The 19,823-nt window shown below is 40.5% G+C and carries 21 protein-coding genes; 20 read left to right on the top strand and 1 reads right to left on the bottom strand.

Annotated elements, in window-relative coordinates:
- The first annotated feature begins 168 nt into the window (after nucleotides 1–168).
- The 17 genes from V6C17_RS06505 (at nucleotide 169) to rsmI (ending at nucleotide 14,996) form a co-directional block, all read left to right on the top strand.
- Nucleotides 169–360, top strand: coding sequence for a Flp family type IVb pilin (locus tag V6C17_RS06505; protein WP_333521738.1), 192 nt, complete (start codon nucleotides 169–171; stop codon nucleotides 358–360).
- Between the two features lie 422 nt (nucleotides 361–782).
- A complete protein-coding gene (locus V6C17_RS06500; protein WP_333521737.1) occupies nucleotides 783–1,187 on the top strand; it encodes a TadE/TadG family type IV pilus assembly protein in 405 nt (134 codons plus the stop codon).
- 10 nt (nucleotides 1,188–1,197) lie between these two features.
- Nucleotides 1,198–2,100, top strand: a complete 903-nt coding sequence (locus V6C17_RS06495; RefSeq protein ID WP_333521736.1) for a pilus assembly protein TadG-related protein — start codon at nucleotides 1,198–1,200, stop codon at nucleotides 2,098–2,100.
- 13 nt (nucleotides 2,101–2,113) lie between these two features.
- Nucleotides 2,114–3,481: a CpaF family protein gene (locus V6C17_RS06490; RefSeq protein WP_333521735.1), complete on the top strand. Its 1,368-nt coding sequence runs from the start codon at nucleotides 2,114–2,116 to the stop codon at nucleotides 3,479–3,481.
- A gap of 23 nt (nucleotides 3,482–3,504) precedes the next feature.
- Nucleotides 3,505–4,428 (top strand): type II secretion system F family protein, encoded by a 924-nt coding sequence (locus V6C17_RS06485; RefSeq protein WP_333521734.1) that lies wholly within the window; start codon nucleotides 3,505–3,507, stop codon nucleotides 4,426–4,428.
- 372 nt (nucleotides 4,429–4,800) lie between these two features.
- Nucleotides 4,801–5,550, top strand: a complete 750-nt coding sequence (locus V6C17_RS06480; protein ID WP_333521733.1) for a metal ABC transporter ATP-binding protein — start codon at nucleotides 4,801–4,803, stop codon at nucleotides 5,548–5,550.
- On the top strand, nucleotides 5,543–6,379 hold the full coding sequence (locus tag V6C17_RS06475) for a metal ABC transporter permease (protein ID WP_333521732.1): 837 nt from the start codon (nucleotides 5,543–5,545) through the stop codon (nucleotides 6,377–6,379). Before V6C17_RS06480 ends, V6C17_RS06475 begins: the two co-directional genes overlap by 8 nt.
- A 166-nt stretch (nucleotides 6,380–6,545) precedes the next feature.
- Nucleotides 6,546–7,568 (top strand): permease, encoded by a 1,023-nt coding sequence (locus V6C17_RS06470; RefSeq protein ID WP_333521731.1) that lies wholly within the window; start codon nucleotides 6,546–6,548, stop codon nucleotides 7,566–7,568.
- Nucleotides 7,565–8,353, top strand: coding sequence for a TIGR03943 family putative permease subunit (locus tag V6C17_RS06465; RefSeq protein ID WP_333521730.1), 789 nt, complete (start codon nucleotides 7,565–7,567; stop codon nucleotides 8,351–8,353). Before V6C17_RS06470 ends, V6C17_RS06465 begins: the two co-directional genes overlap by 4 nt.
- A gap of 20 nt (nucleotides 8,354–8,373) precedes the next feature.
- Nucleotides 8,374–8,709 (top strand): DUF192 domain-containing protein, encoded by a 336-nt coding sequence (locus V6C17_RS06460; protein WP_333521729.1) that lies wholly within the window; start codon nucleotides 8,374–8,376, stop codon nucleotides 8,707–8,709.
- Between the two features lie 173 nt (nucleotides 8,710–8,882).
- Nucleotides 8,883–10,358, top strand: coding sequence for an aminotransferase class I/II-fold pyridoxal phosphate-dependent enzyme (locus V6C17_RS06455; RefSeq protein WP_333521728.1), 1,476 nt, complete (start codon nucleotides 8,883–8,885; stop codon nucleotides 10,356–10,358).
- A 1-nt stretch (nucleotide 10,359) separates the two neighbouring features.
- Complete coding sequence (locus tag V6C17_RS06450; RefSeq protein ID WP_333521727.1) at nucleotides 10,360–11,031, top strand: dTMP kinase; 672 nt, start codon at nucleotides 10,360–10,362, stop codon at nucleotides 11,029–11,031.
- Nucleotides 11,032–11,139: 108 nt separating this feature from the next.
- On the top strand, nucleotides 11,140–11,586 hold the full coding sequence (locus tag V6C17_RS06445) for a YaaR family protein (RefSeq protein ID WP_333521726.1): 447 nt from the start codon (nucleotides 11,140–11,142) through the stop codon (nucleotides 11,584–11,586).
- 8 nt (nucleotides 11,587–11,594) lie between these two features.
- The gene (gene holB, locus V6C17_RS06440; RefSeq protein ID WP_333521725.1) at nucleotides 11,595–12,584 is read left to right on the top strand and encodes a DNA polymerase III subunit delta'; all 990 of its coding nucleotides are present in this window, start codon (nucleotides 11,595–11,597) and stop codon (nucleotides 12,582–12,584) included.
- A 3-nt stretch (nucleotides 12,585–12,587) separates the two neighbouring features.
- Complete coding sequence (locus V6C17_RS06435) at nucleotides 12,588–13,400, top strand: PSP1 domain-containing protein (protein WP_333521724.1); 813 nt, start codon at nucleotides 12,588–12,590, stop codon at nucleotides 13,398–13,400.
- Nucleotides 13,393–14,127 carry a tRNA1(Val) (adenine(37)-N6)-methyltransferase gene (locus tag V6C17_RS06430; RefSeq protein ID WP_333521723.1) on the top strand — a complete coding sequence of 245 codons (735 nt, stop codon included), beginning with the start codon at nucleotides 13,393–13,395 and terminating at the stop codon, nucleotides 14,125–14,127. Before V6C17_RS06435 ends, V6C17_RS06430 begins: the two co-directional genes overlap by 8 nt.
- A gap of 14 nt (nucleotides 14,128–14,141) precedes the next feature.
- Nucleotides 14,142–14,996 carry a 16S rRNA (cytidine(1402)-2'-O)-methyltransferase gene (gene rsmI / locus V6C17_RS06425; RefSeq protein ID WP_333521722.1) on the top strand — a complete coding sequence of 285 codons (855 nt, stop codon included), beginning with the start codon at nucleotides 14,142–14,144 and terminating at the stop codon, nucleotides 14,994–14,996.
- A 233-nt stretch (nucleotides 14,997–15,229) separates the two neighbouring features.
- Here the strand turns inward: rsmI and V6C17_RS06420 are convergent, their stop codons facing one another.
- Nucleotides 15,230–15,484: an AbrB/MazE/SpoVT family DNA-binding domain-containing protein gene (locus V6C17_RS06420; protein ID WP_333521721.1), complete on the bottom strand. Its 255-nt coding sequence runs from the start codon at nucleotides 15,482–15,484 to the stop codon at nucleotides 15,230–15,232.
- A 297-nt stretch (nucleotides 15,485–15,781) separates the two neighbouring features.
- Between V6C17_RS06420 and metG the strand changes: the two genes are divergently transcribed.
- The 3 genes from metG to V6C17_RS06405 all read left to right on the top strand — a co-directional run bounded on the left by metG (nucleotide 15,782) and on the right by V6C17_RS06405 (nucleotide 19,672).
- The gene (metG, locus tag V6C17_RS06415) at nucleotides 15,782–17,716 is read left to right on the top strand and encodes a methionine--tRNA ligase (RefSeq protein ID WP_333521720.1); all 1,935 of its coding nucleotides are present in this window, start codon (nucleotides 15,782–15,784) and stop codon (nucleotides 17,714–17,716) included.
- A complete protein-coding gene (locus V6C17_RS06410; RefSeq protein WP_333521719.1) occupies nucleotides 17,717–18,478 on the top strand; it encodes a TatD family hydrolase in 762 nt (253 codons plus the stop codon). It begins immediately after the preceding gene.
- A gap of 204 nt (nucleotides 18,479–18,682) precedes the next feature.
- Nucleotides 18,683–19,672: a 3D domain-containing protein gene (locus tag V6C17_RS06405; RefSeq protein ID WP_333521718.1), complete on the top strand. Its 990-nt coding sequence runs from the start codon at nucleotides 18,683–18,685 to the stop codon at nucleotides 19,670–19,672.
- The last annotated feature ends 151 nt before the right edge of the window (nucleotides 19,673–19,823 follow it).

The raw sequence follows: 19,823 nt of genomic DNA, 5'->3' as shown, positions 1-19,823 counted from the left end.
GACGAATGGTCGATGGAAGAATAGAGTCAATCTGATAGAATAAGATCAACAAGAACACAACAAGTTGGACAGGTTGAAGATACCAAGTCGCCCAGTTAGTCAGTCAAAAAAATGCGGACTAACTAAAGTATATCGAACTTATTTTAAAAATGTGGGGAGGTCAAATTAATGGAAACAATGGTAAAAATGATGATGTGGTGGGAAAAAGCCAAAAGTGCAGTGCGCAATGAAAAGGGACAAGGTATGGTTGAATACGGCCTAATCCTCGCGCTGATTGCTGTAGTAGTTGTAGGAACGATGACAGTTATGGGTAACGATCTCAACACTAAGATGACCGATGTATCAAACAAATTAAAATAGCTTATCCCTAATACCCCCGGCTTACGGGGGTATTTATTTTTTGTTTAAATGAAATGAAAAATCGGTCAGCAAAATACTTATACCTTAAAAAGTAATAGGACCTATCACCTAAAAAAGCCAGGACCTTATCCAGAACAATATAAGACTGAGGCAAGATGTATTTAACGATATTGCGATGTAAAATTAAATGTATAGTTATATATTTTTTTACTACCAGCTTACTTAGAACTTGCAATAAAGGTAGGCTAAGTAATCAGATATCAAAAAGTTATTTCTACTCGAAAAATGGACAACTATTTGCTTGATTGTGTAGCTTTATTAGCTGTTTCGAATACCAAGAAGTAGGAACAGACTTGTGTTTTTTTGAATGGAGTATGGCATTAGTTTTAATGAATAAACTGCGGTTGTAGGACGGTGGTTTCATGCTAAAGCGAATTATGGGTTATTTAAGGAATAATCGTGGTCAAGGGCTTGTGGAGATGGGGTTAATTATGCCGGTATTCTTATTGTTGGCCCTTGGAATTATGGAGTTTTCCCTTATTATTCATCAATACACTATTGTCAACCAAACGGCTCGGGAGGGCGCGCGGTCAGCAGCTTTGGGTGGAAGTGATGCAACAGTATTTGCTACAGTAAAAGATGCGGTACCTACTGCTATAGTAAGTAAAGATAAACTTCAGATAGTTATAAGTCCAGCAGCGAGGACAAGGGGTGAGGCCGTTACTGTAACTGTAAAACATCCACTGCAGCCAATAACCCCGCTGATAGGGGCTTTTTTTACCCAGATTCCTAATGTAGAAGGCAGTGCAACTATGCGAGTGGAGTAGGTGTGAGACAATGCTTAGTATATTACGTCAGCAAAAAGGCTCTGTTATTGTTATGACTGCATTATATATGACAGCTTTAATGGGCTTCGGTGCTTTATCAGTTGATGTTGGAACGCTCTACTTAAATCGAACCCAATTATCAAAAGAAGCTGATTCAGCAGCCTTGGCAGGCGCAGCTGATTTACCTTACGATTCAGAGCAGGCAGTTTCGACTGCTAGAAGTTATGCTTCTATTAATGGCAAGCAAGGGGATAGCGTTCAAGCAGCAGTTACTAACAATAATACAGTTGTGGCTGTAACGGTAACACGTAATGTTCCGTTATTGTTCGCTAAGGTTTTTTCTATGAACTTATCAAATGTAAAGGTAACAGCAAGAGCTGCAAATAGAGTAATCACGGGAGTAACTGGAGCGGTACCTTTAGGGATCGAAAAACAAACCCTTATATATGGGCAGACCTATACCCTAAAGGAAGGCGGGGGAAGCGGAACTACAGGCAATTATGATGGATTATCCCTAGGAGGATCGGGAGCAAGTTTATATTTACATAATCTAACTTATGGATATAGCGGGAGTTTGCAAGTTGGTCAATGGGTTGACACTGAGCCAGGTAATATGTCAGGCCCTACTAGTTCTGGTATTAGCTATAGAATAAGTCAAGATCCCCATGCAACCTATGAAACTGTTAAAACAGGATCGCCGAGGATTGTAGTAGTACCGGTAGTAGAAACGCTAGATGTTGAAGGCAGAAAACCTGTTCAAATAGCTGGTTTTGCCGCTTTTTTCATTGAAGAAGTAGGCTCATCCGGTAATGAAAATTTTGTTAAAGGGAAATTTCTCAGAATGTATTCAATTGGTGAGACGAGTGATTCTGGTACCGATTATGGTTTGCGGGATATAAGACTGATCGAGTAAAGGGATGGTAGTTATGTCGCTATTAAAAAGACTTGAGGCGCAGAAGCAAACCGAACAGCCACTACAGGGTAAAGAGAAAAATAGGTCTGCAGTATCAGTGAAAACTGACCCATATCAGGATATAAAAGGCCGGATTCACCGCCGCATTATAGAAGAGATGAGCATCGAAGACAGCACAAATCTGACGGATAAAGATCTTGATAAAAAAAATCTTGAGGATATGGTCGCTAAAGTTGCCAATACCGTAATGGACGAAGAAGCCGTTCCAATTCCCCGTGGTGACCGCTTTAAAATAATTACGGAAGTAGTTGATGAGGTTCTCGGCTTTGGTCCGATTGAACCGTTGCTGAAAGATGATAGCGTATCAGAAGTAATGGTAAACAGTGCAAGCCAAGTATATGTAGAACGGAAAGGTAAACTGACTCTCACCGATGTAAAATTTCGAAATGACTTACATGTGCTCCAGATTATTGAGAGAATAGTTGCTCCGATTGGGCGGCGAATTGACGAAAGCTCGCCAATGGTAGATGCTAGATTGCCGGATGGCTCTCGCGTTAATGCGATTATTCCGCCGCTCGCTTTAAAAGGACCGAGTATTACTATACGTAAATTTGCTAAAAACCCGCTTACTGTTGATAATTTAGTTGGATTCGGTACCTTAACGCAAGAAATGGCTGATTTCCTTAAAGCCTGCGTTGAGGGCAAGCTGAATATTGTAGTTTCAGGCGGAACAGGCTCGGGTAAAACAACAACACTAAATATTCTCTCATCGTTTATACCTGATGATGAGCGTATAGTAACTATAGAAGACGCGGCGGAATTACAGCTTCGCCAAGACCATGTAGTTACACTTGAAACTAGGCCACCGAATATCGAAGGCAAAGGCGCGATAACAATGCGTGAATTAGTGAAAAACTCACTTAGGATGAGGCCGGATCGTATTGTTGTTGGTGAGGTGCGAAGCGGTGAGGCTTTAGATATGCTCCAGGCTATGAATACTGGACACGATGGCTCGCTAACAACTGGTCACGCCAATACTCCACGAGATATGCTCAGCCGTCTAGAAACAATGGTGCTTATGGCTGGCATGGATCTACCGGTGCGAGCCATCCGAGAACAAATTGCATCGGCAGTTGATCTAATCCTGCAGCAATCCCGTCTGCAGGATGGCAGCCGTCGAATAACTCACTTAAGCGAAGTACAAGGTATGGAGGGGGATGTTATTACCCTGCAGGATATTTTCGTTTTTGAGCAATTAGGTAAAGACGATAAAAATAAAATTATTGGCAGGTTTAAGCCAACCGGAATTCGACCCAAATTCCTAGACAAACTTGCTGCCAATGGCATAACATTACCCAATGAAACCTTTTGGCCCAAATAAACATTAAGAACGAAGGTGCTAAGATGTTATTACTCATCGCGCTGACGGCTTTTATTACTCTATTTATTGTTATCTACCTTTTGCTTAGTACTTATGCCCCAACCCAGGGACCTATTGATATGCGGCTGAAAGCTTTAAATAGCATTACGCAAGGCAGATCGGATATTGATGAAGAACTTGCTAAACCTTTTGCACAGCGGGTATTGTTGCCAATTACCAGTGATTTGAGTACTGTATTAGCACGTCTAACTCCTAGTGCTATAAGAAAAATGGTTGATGAGAAGCTTTTGGCGGCTGGAGGATTTGGCGGTATGGGGACAGAGCAGTTTCTCGGCTTATGTGGCTTCCTAGCTGTGGCATTGCCCGTTATCACTGCATTTATAGCAACGTTAGCAAATGCACCTGTAAATAAAGTGCTTGGCTCTTCCATAATCGCCGTTGCTGTTGCTATCGCCATTCCTTTTATTTTATTGAATCAGAAAATCGCTAAACGCAAGTTAAGCATCCAAAAAGACCTACCCGATGTTTTGGATTTGCTTACCGTCAGTGTCGAGGCAGGACTCGGCTTCGATGGTGCTTTAGCTAAACTATCGGAAAAGATGAAAGGCGCATTAGTTGATGAATTTAGCAGAGTACTCCAAGAAATACGGATGGGAGTACCTAGAAGAGAGGCTTTATCGGTAATGGGCATTAGGTGTAATGTACCAGATGTTTCTTTATTCACGACCTCTTTAGTTCAGGCAGATCAACTAGGTGTTAGTATTGGAAATGTCCTAAGAGTCCAATCTGCAAGCATGCGAGAAAAACGCAAGCAGCGTGCAGAGGAAAAGGCTATGAAAGCCCCTATCAAAATGCTGCTGCCAATGGTTATGTTTATCTTTCCAACGATTTTCATAGTACTTCTTGGACCTGCTGTAATACAGCTAATAGCTGCATTTGGAAAGTAATTGACACTAATATTAAATGAGCAATTTAAATAGCAGAAACTGTGACTTTTTGAAAGGAAGAGCTACTAATATAAGAAAAGGAAATGCCAGAAGTGTTATACTTGGCATTTCCTTTTCTTATATACCTGTTGTAATTTAGAATGATATTGAATATCATTCTAAATTATTTTTGAAATATACTTGAAAAAAATGTTAGTATCAATTACACTAAATAATAATATTATTATTTAAAAATTAACTTATTTAGAAATCGTTTAGAATTATTTACCTTTAATTGAATTAAGTCTAAGTTATTGGGAAATAAATGTATTATTGAATATTGGACGGACTAGCTTTAAGTTAAATTTAAATATTTCAAGGGCGGAATTTGCAATGAGTGTATTCGCATTAAATGATATTTCATTTTCATATTCGCAGGGAAATACAGTGCTAGAAAACATCAGTTTAGAAATACCCAAGGGTGTTTTTCTGGCAATGGTCGGCCCTAATGGGGCAGGTAAATCAACCTTGTTAAAGTTATGTGTGGGGCTTCTAAAGCCTGATTCTGGGACCGTTAAGATATTAGGAGTACCAATTGAAAATTTTAGTGATAGACATAAGCTAGCGTATATTGCTCAGCAGGGAATATGCAATAGAAGTTTTCCGGTAACAGTTGAAGAAGTAGTAGCAATGGGAAGGGTTGCTAAACTGGGTATTGGACGCAAACCAAGTAAAGAGGATCGTGCAATGATAGAGGAAGCTCTTTGTACCGTTGGAATGCAGCAGTTTAGTAAAAGAATGATCGGTGAACTCTCAGGCGGGCAGCAGCAGCGGGTAGCTATCGCTAAGGCCCTTGTAAGTAACCCTGAAGTAGTACTTATGGATGAGGCCATGTCTGGCGTCGACGCCAAATCACGTGATAATATCTATGCCTTGTTAAAATCCATAAATGAAACATGTAAAACCTCAATAATTCTTGTTTCTCATGACGTTGATCGAGTTTCGCAGTTTGCCGGTCAAATCTTAAGTATTAATGGTGGAATTAGTTATTATGGAAGTTCGGCTGGTTTTAACAATTGCTGTGAAGTTCGCAGGAATAGCTGGGCAGACAAAGTAAATTGGGGGAAACTCAGCAATGCTTGATTTATTACAATATGAATTTATGCAGCGAGCGCTTGTTGCTGGAATATTGGTTGGGATACTGTGTCCGGCAATTGGGATATTTCTTATAATGAAGCGCCAATCTTTGATTGGGGATGGACTCGGACATATCGCTTTTGCCGGTGTTTCTGCCGGTTGGCTACTAGATGTTTATCCAGTTCTCAGTGCAACTGTTGTAACTGTGCTGTCGGCTTTAGGTATTGAAGAACTTAGAGCTAGACGCCCAGCCTTTGCCGATATGATATTAGCAATTTTTTTCTATACCGGCATAGCAGTTGCAATTATATTCAGCAGTATGATGAGATCAAACAATGTAAATCTAATCAGCTACCTGTTTGGCAGTATTGTAACTGTTACAACCAGTGATGTTGCGACAATTACAGGCTTAACACTGGTAGTATTAGGTGTGTTATCGTACATATTTAAAGAGCTTGTATATATAACTTTCGACGAGGAGTCTGCTAAAGTCAGCGGAATACCTGTTAGAAAAATCAATACCATCCTTGCTGTATTGACGGCGCTTACTGTTTCTGTTTCGATGCGCATTGTTGGTATTTTATTAGTTTCCGCGCTAATGGTTATACCAGTTGCAGCCAGCCTGCAAATATCCCGAAGTTTTCGCAGTACGTTAATTAATGCTATTATCATTTCAGAAACAGCGGTAATATCTGGCTTGTTGGTATCTTTTACAGCCAACTTGGCAACAGGCGGGACGATAGTTATCGCAGCAGTTGCTATCTTCATCATCTTATTTGCAGTAAAACAAATAAGCAGTGTACGGAATGTTAATACAGCTAGCCATAAATGCTAGCTACAATGAAGCAAGTTTAATAGTGTGAATACTTTGCAAAAAACCGCGTAGGCGGTTTTGTCTTTTTTAATAGCAAACATTAAATAGGAATATAACGAATGAGCTAGGGCCTTCTTTAATATAAATTTAAAGGAAGTCCTTTTGATTTTATGTAAGGAGGTAAATTATGCAATGGATTAGGCAGATTAGCCCATGGTCAATCATAACGTTATTAAGTGGGAGTATGCTTGCTATACTACTGCCCAAATATAGCGAGCTAGGCGTGAAGTTTTCTAATTGGCTTGTAGAGCATTTTACTACAGTCCATATAATTTTTTTTAGTATTGTTATCGAAGCACTACCATTTGTTCTTATAGGGGTAATAGGATCGTTCCTCTTAGAGATCTTTGTTAGCCCTGAATTAATTAGGAAGCTGTTGCCTAAAAGTTTGCTTCCAGCTGTCGTTGTAAGCGGGTTATTGGGTGTAATATTTCCTTTTTGTGAATGTGGGCTTGTACCGATTATAAGAAAACTCATTGAGAAGGGAGTGCCTGCACATTTAGCTGTAGTAATGTTATTGACAATACCTATTGTTAATCCAATAGTTGGTCTGGCAACAAGCTACGCATTTTATAGCCAACCGGAGATAGTGGCTTTTCGGTTGGGCGGAGCCTTTGTAATTGCTATTATTATCGGTTTGGTTACTTTAGCAATTTGGGGTAAAAAGAGTATTCTTATTAAAGGTAAAAGCAATCACTGTGCCTGCGGATGCAGCCATAGCAACACAGGCCTCGGCGTGGGTCGTATTTCCGGGGCTATTAATCATTGTCTTGATGAATTCTTTAGTATAATGAAGTATTTAATAATTGGGGCATTAATGGCTGCAATTATGCAGGTATATATACCAAGGGAATGGCTAAACTTACTCGGGGGCAATTCCGAAGTGTCGGTCGGAGTAATGATGATTGCAGCTTTTTTCCTGTCGATCTGTTCAGGGGCGGATGCATTTGTCGCTAGTACCTTTGTCAATACTTTTACAGCCGGAGCTTTAGTTACCTTTCTTGTTTATGGACCAATGATTGATTTGAAAAATCTCCTGATGCTTCGCGCGGTATTTAAAACAAGATTTGTTTTATATTTAGTCACTATCGTTTCAATTACGGTTTTTAGCTATGGAATATTAATCAATCAGTTAGGGGTGATTAGATGAGTGATTTAGGTAGGACAATCACCCTTTTTCTATTGGCAAATACACTCTATCAGCTTATAAACAATGGCACAATTAGTCTTTATATTAACCCCCGCTTTATTCCATTGACTAAAATATCATTTGTGCTAGTTGTAATAATGTTCGTTTTAGCGTTATTAACTTTAATAAGGAAAGTTATAAAAAGGCAAATTAAATTTACTATACAGGGCATTCCAGTAATTGTCCTAATTACCGCCCTAAGCCCGCTATTATTTTCTCCTCAAGTATTAGGAAGTTCTATGATAGGCCAAAAGGGACTATTCACTTTTGGTGGATATAATAGAATTGATCAAGTTCAAGGTGAGACACAGCAAAAAACTAAGCAAAACTCAACAAGTGATAATGAAAAAAAGCAGCCAGAAACTGAGAAAAAAAAGGCAACTGACGATTATATTAAACTAAGCGATAATAATTTCATTGTGCAGTTTGCTAAGATTCAGCGATATAAAACTGAGTTTATCGGAAAAGAAATCGAACTTGAAGGCTTTATTGCACATCATCCATTAATGGATAAAGACAAATATATGATTGCCCGTTACACTGTTGTCTGTTGTGCTGCTGATGCTCAAGTACTAGGCTTTACTGTTAATGGCAGGGCACCATTTCCAAATGATACCTGGGTAAAAGTTAATGGGAAAATTGCAATGAGCAAAGAGGATGTATATTTAGAAGTAACGAATATAAATCAAATAAATATGCCTGAGAATCCTTACCTTTATGCTCCAGAAGGATTGCCGGAAATATAAAAGTTTAGTAGGTGAGGTAAGTGAAGCTTATAAACGAAACTAACGGTTATATCTTGGCCGATCAAGTAAGAATAGCGGACAATTTCTTTGCTCGACTAAAAGGACTTTTAGGTACTGCTCTATTGCCGCCTGGGCACTGTTTGGTTATTAGGCCATGCAATAGTGTACATACATTTGGCATGCGTTATCCGATTGATGTGCTATTTGTCAGTAAGGATGATGTTGTTCTCGAGAAAGTTTCTAAAATGCAGTCAGGCAAAATAGCTGCAAAAAAAGGCAGCTCATATGTAATAGAACTGCCTGCGGGAGGGGCGGAGCCAGCTAACGCAGGGGATAAACTAGTCTTTAAAAGATAGGGCGTATTTCGCTTTATCTTTTTTTGTTTATCCGTTAGATATGCTTTTGCCACAGTTGTATCATTATTAGAAGAAAATAGGTTATAATATGCGGAGAAGCCAAATTTAACCTTTATTAACAATTATTCATCTAAGGTAACAATATATAAATTTAGTACACGGAGGCGGTTGTTTTGTATAGGGGCAGACAAGCTGAAACTCCTTTGTTGAATGCAATGCTAAAATATGTTAAGGATGGAGTCGTCCCGTTTCATACGCCTGGTCATAAGCAAGGCAAAGGTATTCATCCTTTACTAGGTGAACTAATTAGTAAAGAGACATTAGAACTTGATCTAGCTCTCATGGAGGAACTAGATGATTTCCATGAACCACACGGATGTATTAAAAAGGCTCAGGATTTGGCAGCCGAACTGTATGGTGCCGATCATAGCTTTTTTGTTATTAATGGTACAACCGGTGGCATTTATGCCATGATTATGACAATCGCTGGACCAGGTGATAAAATCATTGTGCCCCGCAATGCCCATCGTTCAATAATAGGCGGGATAATCTTAAATGGTGCTATTCCTGTATTTATGCATCCGGCTGTAGACCATGATTTAGGCCTAGCGATGGGGGTTACACCAGAAACTGTAGAAATTACTGTAAAGCAGCATCCAGATGCTAAAGGAGTGCTGATAATAAATCCAACCTATTATGGTGTATCAACAGATTTGAAAAAAATTGTGGACATTGTGCATGAACATAATATGGTAGTCATAGTTGATGAAGCACATGGTCCACACCTGAAATTTGATGAGCGTCTGCCGTTGCAGGCACTCGATGCGGGAGCAGATATTTGTGCCCAAAGTACCCATAAGATCATAGGGGCATTGACGCAGTGTTCTATAGTTCACTGCCGAGAAGGCCGAATAAGTGTGCCTAGGCTTAAAGCAATGCTGCAGCTGGTTCAGTCAACAAGCCCTAACTATATACTGCTTGCTTCACTGGATGTAGCCAGAATGCAAATGGCTCTGCAAGGTCGTGAACTTATCAGTAAATCAATTGAACTAGCTGAGTGGGTACGAAGAGAAATAAACACAATTCCAGGACTTTATTGCTTCGGAAAAGAGAAGATAGGAGAGTCAGGGGTATACAGCATAGATCCAACAAAAGTCACAGTTTCCGTAAAAGAACTAGGGCTGAGGGGAGCGGAAGCTGAGCGAATACTAAGGCATCAATATAAAGTCCAAGTTGAGCTGTCTGATATATATAATATTTTATTTTTAATTACACTAGGAGATACAGAAAAGGAAGCAGCTATTTTGGTTGATGCTCTTAGGGATATGGCTGCTAAGTATGCCAGAAGCTGTGACTTCTCAACTATGAATACCGCGTGCGTTTCTGTGCGTTATCCCGAACCGCCTGAAGGTGTGCTCTCACCACGGGAGGCGTTGTTTGGAAATCAGTGTACTGTCCCTTTTAAGCACTCAGCCGGACATATCTGTGCTGAAATAGTAACATTTTATCCTCCGGGAATTCCTCTATTGTGTCCGGGAGAGCGGATAACTCAAGAAATAATTAACTATTGCGATCAGCTGCAGAAAGCAGGTCTTCACATATCAGGACCGGAAGACTATACGCTGAAAACTATTAAAGTGGTGGATTGAAATGACAGGAAAACTTATAATTATTGAAGCAGGTGACGGCTGTGGCAAGGCTACTCAGGCCGAGAAACTCTTTAGCAGACTATTAACAGAAAAACGAAATGTTCGGAAGATTGAGTTTCCCGACTATAAAAGCCAATCTTCAGCGCTAATAAAGATGTACTTGAATGGGGAATTTGGCGATAATGCTCAGGCAGTAAATCCCTATGCCGCTTCAACTTTCTACGCAGTTGATCGATATGCGTCTTTTAAAAAGGATTGGGAAAGTTTCTATGAAGCAGGCGGAATTGTGATCTGTGATCGCTATACTACATCAAATATGGTTCATCAGGCCATTAAAATCGACGATAAAGAGGCTAGAGAAGCTTACCTCAATTGGCTTTGGGATTTTGAGTTTATAAAGTTTGGCCTGCCCATACCAGATGCAGTAATATTTCTAAATATGCCTCCTGAACACAGCAGAAAGCTCATTAAAGAACGGGCTATTCTATCCGGTACGGCTGCAGATATTCATGAACGTGACGAACAGTATCTAGCGCGGTGTTATAATAATTATTGTGAAATTGCTGAAAAATATGGGTGGCAGAAGGTCTCGTGTGTAGAGCGTGACAGACTTAGGACAATAGATGAAATACATGAAGAAATTTATAATATAGTTTCTGAAAGAATACTGTAATATATAGGCTTTATTTGCTTAATTCATATAAACCAATTATAATTTAAAATAGATAACGTATGCTCAAATACGAAGAACCATTATCTAAAAGTTGAAAGGCTGGTTCTTGTGAAAATAAACAACCGAGCAGCATTAAATGCCCTGCCGATTAGTGATTCAGACAGCAATGCCAAACCTGGAAAAACTTCTAATCCTTTTTCGAATGACCTTTTGCGTAGTCAAGCAGGGTATTCTAAGGAACGTCTCGATGCTCTTATGGAGCAGATAACTAAGCAGGGAGCCAGATTGGGACAAGTGCCGACTTACTCCGAGCTTAAGACGTATCGTGAATTAGTTCGCAGTTTTATCAGCGAAACAGTATCAAAAATGTATACTCTTCAGTCCCAAACTGGGTGGGATCGCCAAGGCAGGCAGAAGATGTATACAACTATTAAAAAAGTAGACGACACATTAGCCAGCCTAACTGAAGATGTTAGGAATGGCCAAGATCGTCAGCTTGAGATTATGGCCAAACAGGATGCTATTCGCGGCATGTTAGTTGACCTATATATGTGAGGCGATTTATGCAGTGGGATGATATAGTTGGCAATAGTGAAAGTATTGAGCGACTGAAAAACATGCTGAATTCCAACAGAATGCCGCATGCAATGCTTTTTACCGGACCCAGTGGTATTGGTAAAACAATGATTGCGAGCATGCTGGCGGCAGCGATCTTGTGTTCGGCGGATGCTGGCAAGCCGTGTGGTTTATGTCAATCTTGCAAAAGTATTGAACGTAACACTCACCCTGATCTGCTTACAACTCGACCAGAGGGAACCTCAATAAAAATTGAACAAATTAGGCAGTTGCAGCAGGAGGTAGCTTTGGCTCCGCTATTAGGAAGTCGGCGAGTTTGCATTATAGAGGATGCCGAGCTAATGACAGTCCAAGCAGCCAACAGTATACTTAAGACGCTAGAAGAGCCGCAAGGGGATATTATATTTATTTTAATTTCTTCTAAGCGGCAGCTTTTGCTTGAAACAATCATTTCACGCTGTCTGTCCATATCTTTTCAGCCATTAAAGCCTAATGTTTTGACCGAGGCTTTAATACTTAGAGGCTATAATTCAGTGCAAGCTGAAACAGCAGCTCGACTGTCCGGAGGCAAAATGGGGAAGGCGCTCACGTTCTTGGTACCCGACGGATTGGCTGATCGTAATCGGGCTATGGATATTGCTGCTGCTTTAAATAATAGTAGTATGAAGTTTGTTTGGGACACGGCAGCAGTATTAGATAAATTGGAACGTAAAGAATTTTTAACGCTTCTGGAATACTTAAGTTTGATTCTACGTGATATGTTAATGATCGCTAATAGACAAGACGATAAACTTTTATATAATTTTGATTTAACAGAAGGTTTGACTAAGCAAGCTGGAAGTTGGAGCGAGTATGCGCTTATGAAAGCGTTAAAGGAAATTAGTAAATGCCGACAATCGCTTCAAGCCAACGCCAATCCGCGTTTAACCGGTGAGGCTTTGCTCATTAAGCTGCGCGATTTAGCCGGAGGAGGATAAAAGGTGCAAACAGTAGTAGGTGTACGGTTTAAAAAGGCCGGGAAAATATATTATTTCGATCCAGGGCAAATGGAACTAAAAGCCGGCGAGAATGTTATTGTTGAGACAGCGCGTGGTCTCGAGCATGGACAAATTGTAATTGGCCCAAGACAGGTATCTGAAGAAGATATTGTTGCACCGCTTAAAACAGTGCAGCGCAAGGCATCACCAATTGATATGGACAAAGTGAAAGAGAACACGGCTAAGGAAGAAGAGGCATTTAGGGTTTGTGAACAAAAAATCCAAGCGCACAACCTGCCTATGAAACTCATTGATGTCGAATACACATTTGATGTTAATAAGATTATTTTCTACTTTACTGCCGAAGGGCGTATCGATTTTCGTGAACTGGTAAAAGACCTTGCGGCCGTTTTCCGTACTAGAATAGAATTAAGACAAATCGGTGTTCGAGATGAGGCCAAAATGATGGGCGGGATTGGGTGTTGCGGTCGTTCATTATGCTGCGCTACTTTTCTCGGTGATTTTGAGCCAGTATCCATCAGAATGGCAAAAGAGCAGAATTTATCGCTCAATCCAACGAAAATATCTGGCATATGCGGTAGACTAATGTGTTGCCTCAAATACGAAAGTGACTATTATGGTCATAGCTGCAAAAAGGTTGTTGCACCAACTGCAGGTAGAAAAGTTATTACAGTAGACGGCGAGGGTAAAGTAATCTCTGTAAGTAATAACAAAAAGACAGCAACAATATTACTTGATGACGGTAAAACCCTTGTGGTACCGTGGGAGGAAGTAGTCGAAAAGGAAGATGAATAAGGAAATACTGAACCCAGGAGAGCGGTTGGATGACCTAATTATCAATAATATGAAGATAATCCAGCATGAGGATGAATTTCGGTTTTCGCTGGATGCTGTTCTATTAGCACATTTTGCAACGCTAAAGCATGGGTCAGCTGTTATTGATTTGGGCACTGGAACAGGGATAATAGGTTTATTGCTAGCTGCTCGGGGAGCAGGTTTTGTCACTGGTATAGAAATCAATCAACGCGTTGCCGAAATGGCCAGTCGCAGTGTAGCCCTTAATGGATTATCACAAAAGATGGATGTTATTAATGCAGATCTTTGTAATGTTAAAGGGTATCTTTCACAAGGAAAATACGATCTTGTTGTTTCTAACCCTCCCTATCGGCCAGTCGGCGGCGGCTTGATTAATCCTAGTGGCAGTCTTGCAATTGCAAGGCACGAAGTTAAAGCCAGTCTTGATGACATTATTGCTGCTGCTAGGCATCTTGTTAAATACCGCGGTCGGTTTGCAATGATACATCTACCAGAGCGTATGGCTGAAATTCTCAAAAAAATGAGTAACGCAGATCTTGAACCTAAGCGGTTGCAGGTGATTTATCCAAAAGCCGACAGTAAGCCAACAATGGTGCTTGTTGAAGGGATTCGTGGGGCTAAAGCGGGACTAGAAGTCTTACCACCCTTCATTATTTATAAGGATGATGGCAGTTATAGCGATGCAGTTATGGCGTATTATAAGTAGGTGAATAAGTTCAAATGGTACAAGCTGGAATATTATATCTATGCGCAACGCCTATTGGCAATCTTGAGGACATGACGTTCCGGGCAATACGCCATCTCAAAGAAGCTAAAGTTATTGCTGCTGAAGATACTAGACATACACGTAAATTGCTAACTCACTTTGATATTCATACACCACTGGTCAGCTATCATGAACACAATAAGGATTCTCGTGGACCTGAGCTAATTGAGCGATTGCTGCAGGGAGATACCGTAGTAGTGGTAAGTGATGCTGGAATGCCAGGAATTTCTGACCCTGGAAGTGATTTAGTTAAGTTAGCGATCGAAGCCGGAGTTACGGTGACCCCTTTGCCTGGAGCAAATGCTGCTTTATCGGCTATAGTCTGCTCGGGGCTTGATACAACAGCGTTTACGTTTGTTGGCTTTTTGCCTAAGACAAATAAAAAACGCCGCGAGCTGCTAAGTTCATTGACTTCCTATACGACTACGTTAGTATTTTATGAATCTCCACATCGCTTAAAAAATACCCTAGCCGAGTTGCTCGATGTTTTCGGTGACCGAGAGGCCGTGGCAGCAAGGGAATTGACGAAAAAATTTGAACAGTTTGTACGTGGATCGCTTGTGACTTTACAAAGCTATTTTAACGAAAACCTACCCCGAGGTGAGTTTACTTTAATTGTTGCAGGCAATAAAGAAATGCAAAATAAAGACATAAATGATGTGGGTAGAGAACTGTTGCCGCTTGATGAGGCTGTTCAAGTTTTAGTCCAGATGGGTATTGATAAAAAGGATGCTATTAAGAGGGTTGCCCAAGAACGCGGCATACCCAAGCGCGACGTATATCAGGCTGCAATTGGCAAGGATAGTTAGGCATAGGATTTTAATTTAACGCAAATTACTCAAAGTACTCGAGGTGGATGTGAAAAAGCGCAATAAATAATCGCGCTAATAATTGAATCCTTTGCGACCTTCGCGTCTTTGCGGTTAAAAAACACACCCCATCAGCGCAAAAAAAGGTAACATAAGAATTAGTTCTAGCAAGCGCAGGCTAGATAATTCTTATGTTACCTTTAGTTAAGGATACAGCGGCTTTATTTATAAAGTTAGATTGCTTTTTGTACCATTGCATCAAGGCAGTCTTTGCAAACATTTTTGCCCTTGAAGTTGGTTACTTCATCACCGTTACCGCAGAAAACACAGGAACAAGCAGGCTCATATTTGCGAAGGATGATGCGGTCATGATCTACATATATTTCTAAAGCGTCTTTTTCTTCAATGTCAAGGGTGCGACGCAGTTCGATTGGAATAACTACTTGACCTAGCTCGTCCACTTTACGTACAATACCAGTTGATTTCATATTCTATTTCCCCTCTCGTTTCAACATCTTTCGACAAAATTTGTCTGACTAAATAATACCAAATATTACAAGACGTGTCAACCCTAATTTTTCCAATAAAGTAATATTTTTTCTTATAATCGACTTTTGGATGAATAAATTATAACATAATTTGTCACAATATATTACTTCTTGTCGAGATAACACTGTTGACAAGGCGATTGCTCCTGTCTATAATTGCCATAAAGTAAGATCAAAAAATAAAATTACTGCGTTTAAAAGGTCTGATTACTTTTTAAACGAAGGAGGTCAAAATAAATGGAAAAGAAACCGTTTTATATCACCACACCGATATACTATCCAAGTGACAAATTACATATTGGTCATGCCTATTGTACAACTATCGCTGATTCTGTAGCTCGATTTAAGCGCCTGGCCGGCTATGATGTTTTTTTTCTCACTGGCTCAGACGAGCATGGCCAAAAGATCCAGCGAAAGGCTCAGGAGAACAAGGTAACACCTATCGAGTATGTAGATAAGATTGTAGATTCTTTTAAGCACTTATGGGTTAAGCTTAACATATCTAATGATGACTTTATTCGCACAACAGAAACTCGTCATCGTGAAGTTGTACAAGCAATTTTCCAAAAAATTCATGATCAAGGTGATATTTATAAAGCTTCATATGAGGGCTGGTACTGCACACCTTGTGAAACTTTTTGGATTGAGCGTCAGCTAAATGATGGAAAGTGCCCTGACTGCGGACGTCCAGTTGAGGTTGTACAAGAGGAAAGCTATTTTTTCCGTATGTCCAAATATCAGGACCGTCTGCTAAAATATATTGAAGAAAACCCAGACTTCATTCAGCCGGCTTCTCGTCGTAATGAAATGATTAATTTTATAAAGGGCGGTCTTGAGGATCTTTGCGTATCTCGTACGACTTTTGACTGGGGGATACCAGTACCTTTTGACACAAAGCACGTGGTATACGTTTGGTTTGATGCACTGACAAACTATATTACAGCAGCTGGCTACCTACATGACCGAGATAAATTAGCAAAATATTGGCCAGCTGACATTCATCTTGTGGGCAAAGAGATAGTTAGATTTCACACTATCATTTGGCCGATCATCCTTATGGCTTTAGAGGTAGAACTGCCTAAAATGGTGTACGGTCATGGGTGGCTTGTTGTTGAAGGCGATAAGATGTCCAAATCTAAAGGCAATGTAATTGAACCGCTTCAACTGATCGAAGAATTTGGTTCTGATGCCATCAGATATTTTTTACTGCGTGAAATTACGCTCGGTATGGATGGAAACTTCTCACGTGATGCTTTAATCAACAGGATTAATGCTGACCTTGCTAATGATTTAGGCAACCTTCTTCATCGTACATTAAATATGATTGGTCGCTTTAATAATAGTATTATTGAGCAGCCGGGCGAGACGGATACAGTTGACGATGAGCTTATTAAGCTAGCTCAAAATACCACAGCTGAATATGAACGCCTAATGGAAGCGATGGATATTAACGCTGCGATTAAACAAGTATGGACACTAATAAGCCGAACTAATAAATATATTGATGAAACGGCTCCTTGGGCGTTGGCAAAAGATCCGGCCCAAAAGTCCAGGCTTAACACCGTAATGTACAATCTAGCCGAAACACTTAGGATCGTCTCGATATTGATTTCGCCGTTTATGCCAAGTACTGCTCCTAAAATCTGGCAGCAGCTAGGTATTAAGAGTGATTTTGCAACAGTGTGCTTAGATGATGCGCAAGGCTGGGGACGCTTGGCGGCTGGAACAGTGGTCGCAAAACCCGAACCAATCTTTCCACGCATTGAAGAAAAAGAACAAGCTGAAGAAACTAAGCCGGCTGCTAAACCTGAGAAGAAACAAGAAGTAAAAGTTGTAGAGAACCCTGCAACACCAGAAATAACTATTGATGATTTTGCTAAGATGGATTTGCGTGTTGCTAAAGTTTTGGCTGCAGAAAAAGTTAAGGGTGCAGATAAATTACTAACGCTTACCGTAGATTTAGGAACAGAACAACGCACGATCGTATCTGGTATTGCTAAGCATTATACGCCAGAAGAACTTGTGGGCAAAAATGTTGTAATGATTATCAATTTAAAACCAGCAAAAATTCGCGGTATTGAATCGCGCGGTATGGTGCTGGCTGCCTCTTGTGATGATAAACTCACTTTAGTAACGGCACCTGAGATGCCGGCAGGCAGTAAGGTGAAATAAATGTTATTTGATTCTCATGCACATATTGATGATGAAAGATTTGATGCCGACAGAGACGAAGTTATAGCACGTGCCCTGGAAAATGGAGTTACTGGAATTATAAACATTGGTGCTTGTATGGCTTCTTCTGAGCGGTCAATTAAGCTCACTGAGCGCTACGATTGTGTTTATGCTGCAGTAGGCAATCATCCTCATGATGCCAAAGATGTTCAAGACGGCGATTATGATAAGCTGTCTGAGTGGTTAGGTATGCCTAAAGTAGTTGCACTAGGAGAAATCGGACTTGATTATCATTACGATTTATCGCCGCGGGAGCAGCAGCAAAAGATTTTTATTCGCCAGCTTGATGTAGCTAGGCAGATGCGAATGCCTGTTATAATTCATGATAGGGAATCACATGCCGATATATTGAAGATATTAAAAACCGAAGGTAAGGGCTTGACTGGAGTCCTGCACTGTTTTTCCGGCAGTCTTGAAATGGCCCAGGAAGTGCTCAAGATGGGTTTTTATATATCAATAGCAGGTCCTGTTACCTTTAAAAATGCTGCTAAATTACCAGATATCGCTGCGGCAGTACCGCTTGAAAGACTGCTGTTGGAAACAGACTGTCCTTACTTAACACCCCATCCCTACCGGGGCCAGCGTAATGAGCCGGCCTATGTTAGAATAGTTGCTGAGAGGGTTGCTGAATTGCGAAAAATGGAGCTAGAGAATTTAGCTCACGCTACCACCGATAATGTTCGGAGACTTTTCTCGATATAATGTCAACTAAATGGAATATTTTTAAAAAGAGACGAATACATATTATGTATCGTCTCTTTTTCCACTTTATAGCTTTTTTAGAGCGAAATGTATAATGTAGTCATATTTGGCAAACACTGTTGCTACAAGGAATAAAATTTCCTTGTTTGACACATAAGCGCTGTATATGGTATAATTTTCAGGCGCTTCAAAAGGGGGAGATTTATGAATAATACTCAGCCCAAAAATTCGCAATCTAAAGGCAGGATGATGGCGCTAATTGCCGCGTTAATCACTGTCTTACTGTTGGCAACAGGCTTTATATGGGCCAATAAAAAAGTCCATATTGCTGCCGACGGAGGTAATTTGGTAGTCAGTACTTATCACAGCAACCCTAATGATATTCTGGCAAAAGCTGGTGTAGTATTAGGACCACAAGACGAATATCGCATATCGACGCCGAAATTAATTAGCGGATCAACTATAACAGTATATAGAGCAGTACCTGTTACCGTAGTTTATCAAGGAGTAAGTAAGACTTTTAACACTGGCAAACCGACAGTCGGTGAACTGGCCGACAGCTTAGGATTACTAAATTCGAGTACAAAGCTCGTACCTAATGCTGACGAAAAAATTCAGGCTGGTATGCAAATTCAGGCAATTAAGTTATCGGAACAAATAATTGAGCGCACAGAAAATGTTCCTTATCAAGTAGTACATCAGCCTGATTCAACCTTGGAAAAAGGTGTTGAGGAGTTGGTGGAGGAAGGTCGAGCCGGCGTAAAGATTGTAACCGTTAAACAACATTTTGCCGATGGAGTACAAGCATCTGAAGAAGTAATTGAAGAAAAAGTAAAAGAACCTTCCAAACCCAAAATCGTTCGACTGGGTACACGAGATGTAGTAGAAACATCCCGGGGAACACATCGCTTTAAGCGAGTCGAATGGATGGAGGCAACAGCATATTTGCCGACAGATGGTTCTCCTGAGGGAATCACTGCAACTGGAATCCCTGCACGCAGGGGCATTGTAGCTGTTGACCCAGATGTTATCCCGCTGGGAACCAGGGTGTACATACCAGGTTACGGTTTAGCGTTAGCAGCTGATACTGGTGGCGCGATTAACGGTAATACTGTCGATCTATGTATGGAAAGTTCAAGTGAGGCCTGGCGCTTTGGGCGGCGCATGGTCAAAGTGTATGTGCTAGCAGAATAAACTAGCAGAAAAATAACAGGGTGCAAACCCTGTTATTTTTTAAATCAGGATAAAATAGCGATATTAACAGCGGAGTATACCGAGTACCCGGAGGGGTGTTATCTAGATGATTATTATTATAACCCCTCTGTGTACTCTGCGTACTCTGCGG

The sequence above is a fragment of the Dendrosporobacter sp. 1207_IL3150 genome (genome assembly GCF_036763085.1).
Taxonomy (GTDB): domain Bacteria; phylum Bacillota; class Negativicutes; order DSM-1736; family Dendrosporobacteraceae; genus JBAIYU01.
Note: the sequence above shows the minus strand (reverse complement) of the source record. Positions and strands in the feature narration are given on the sequence as shown.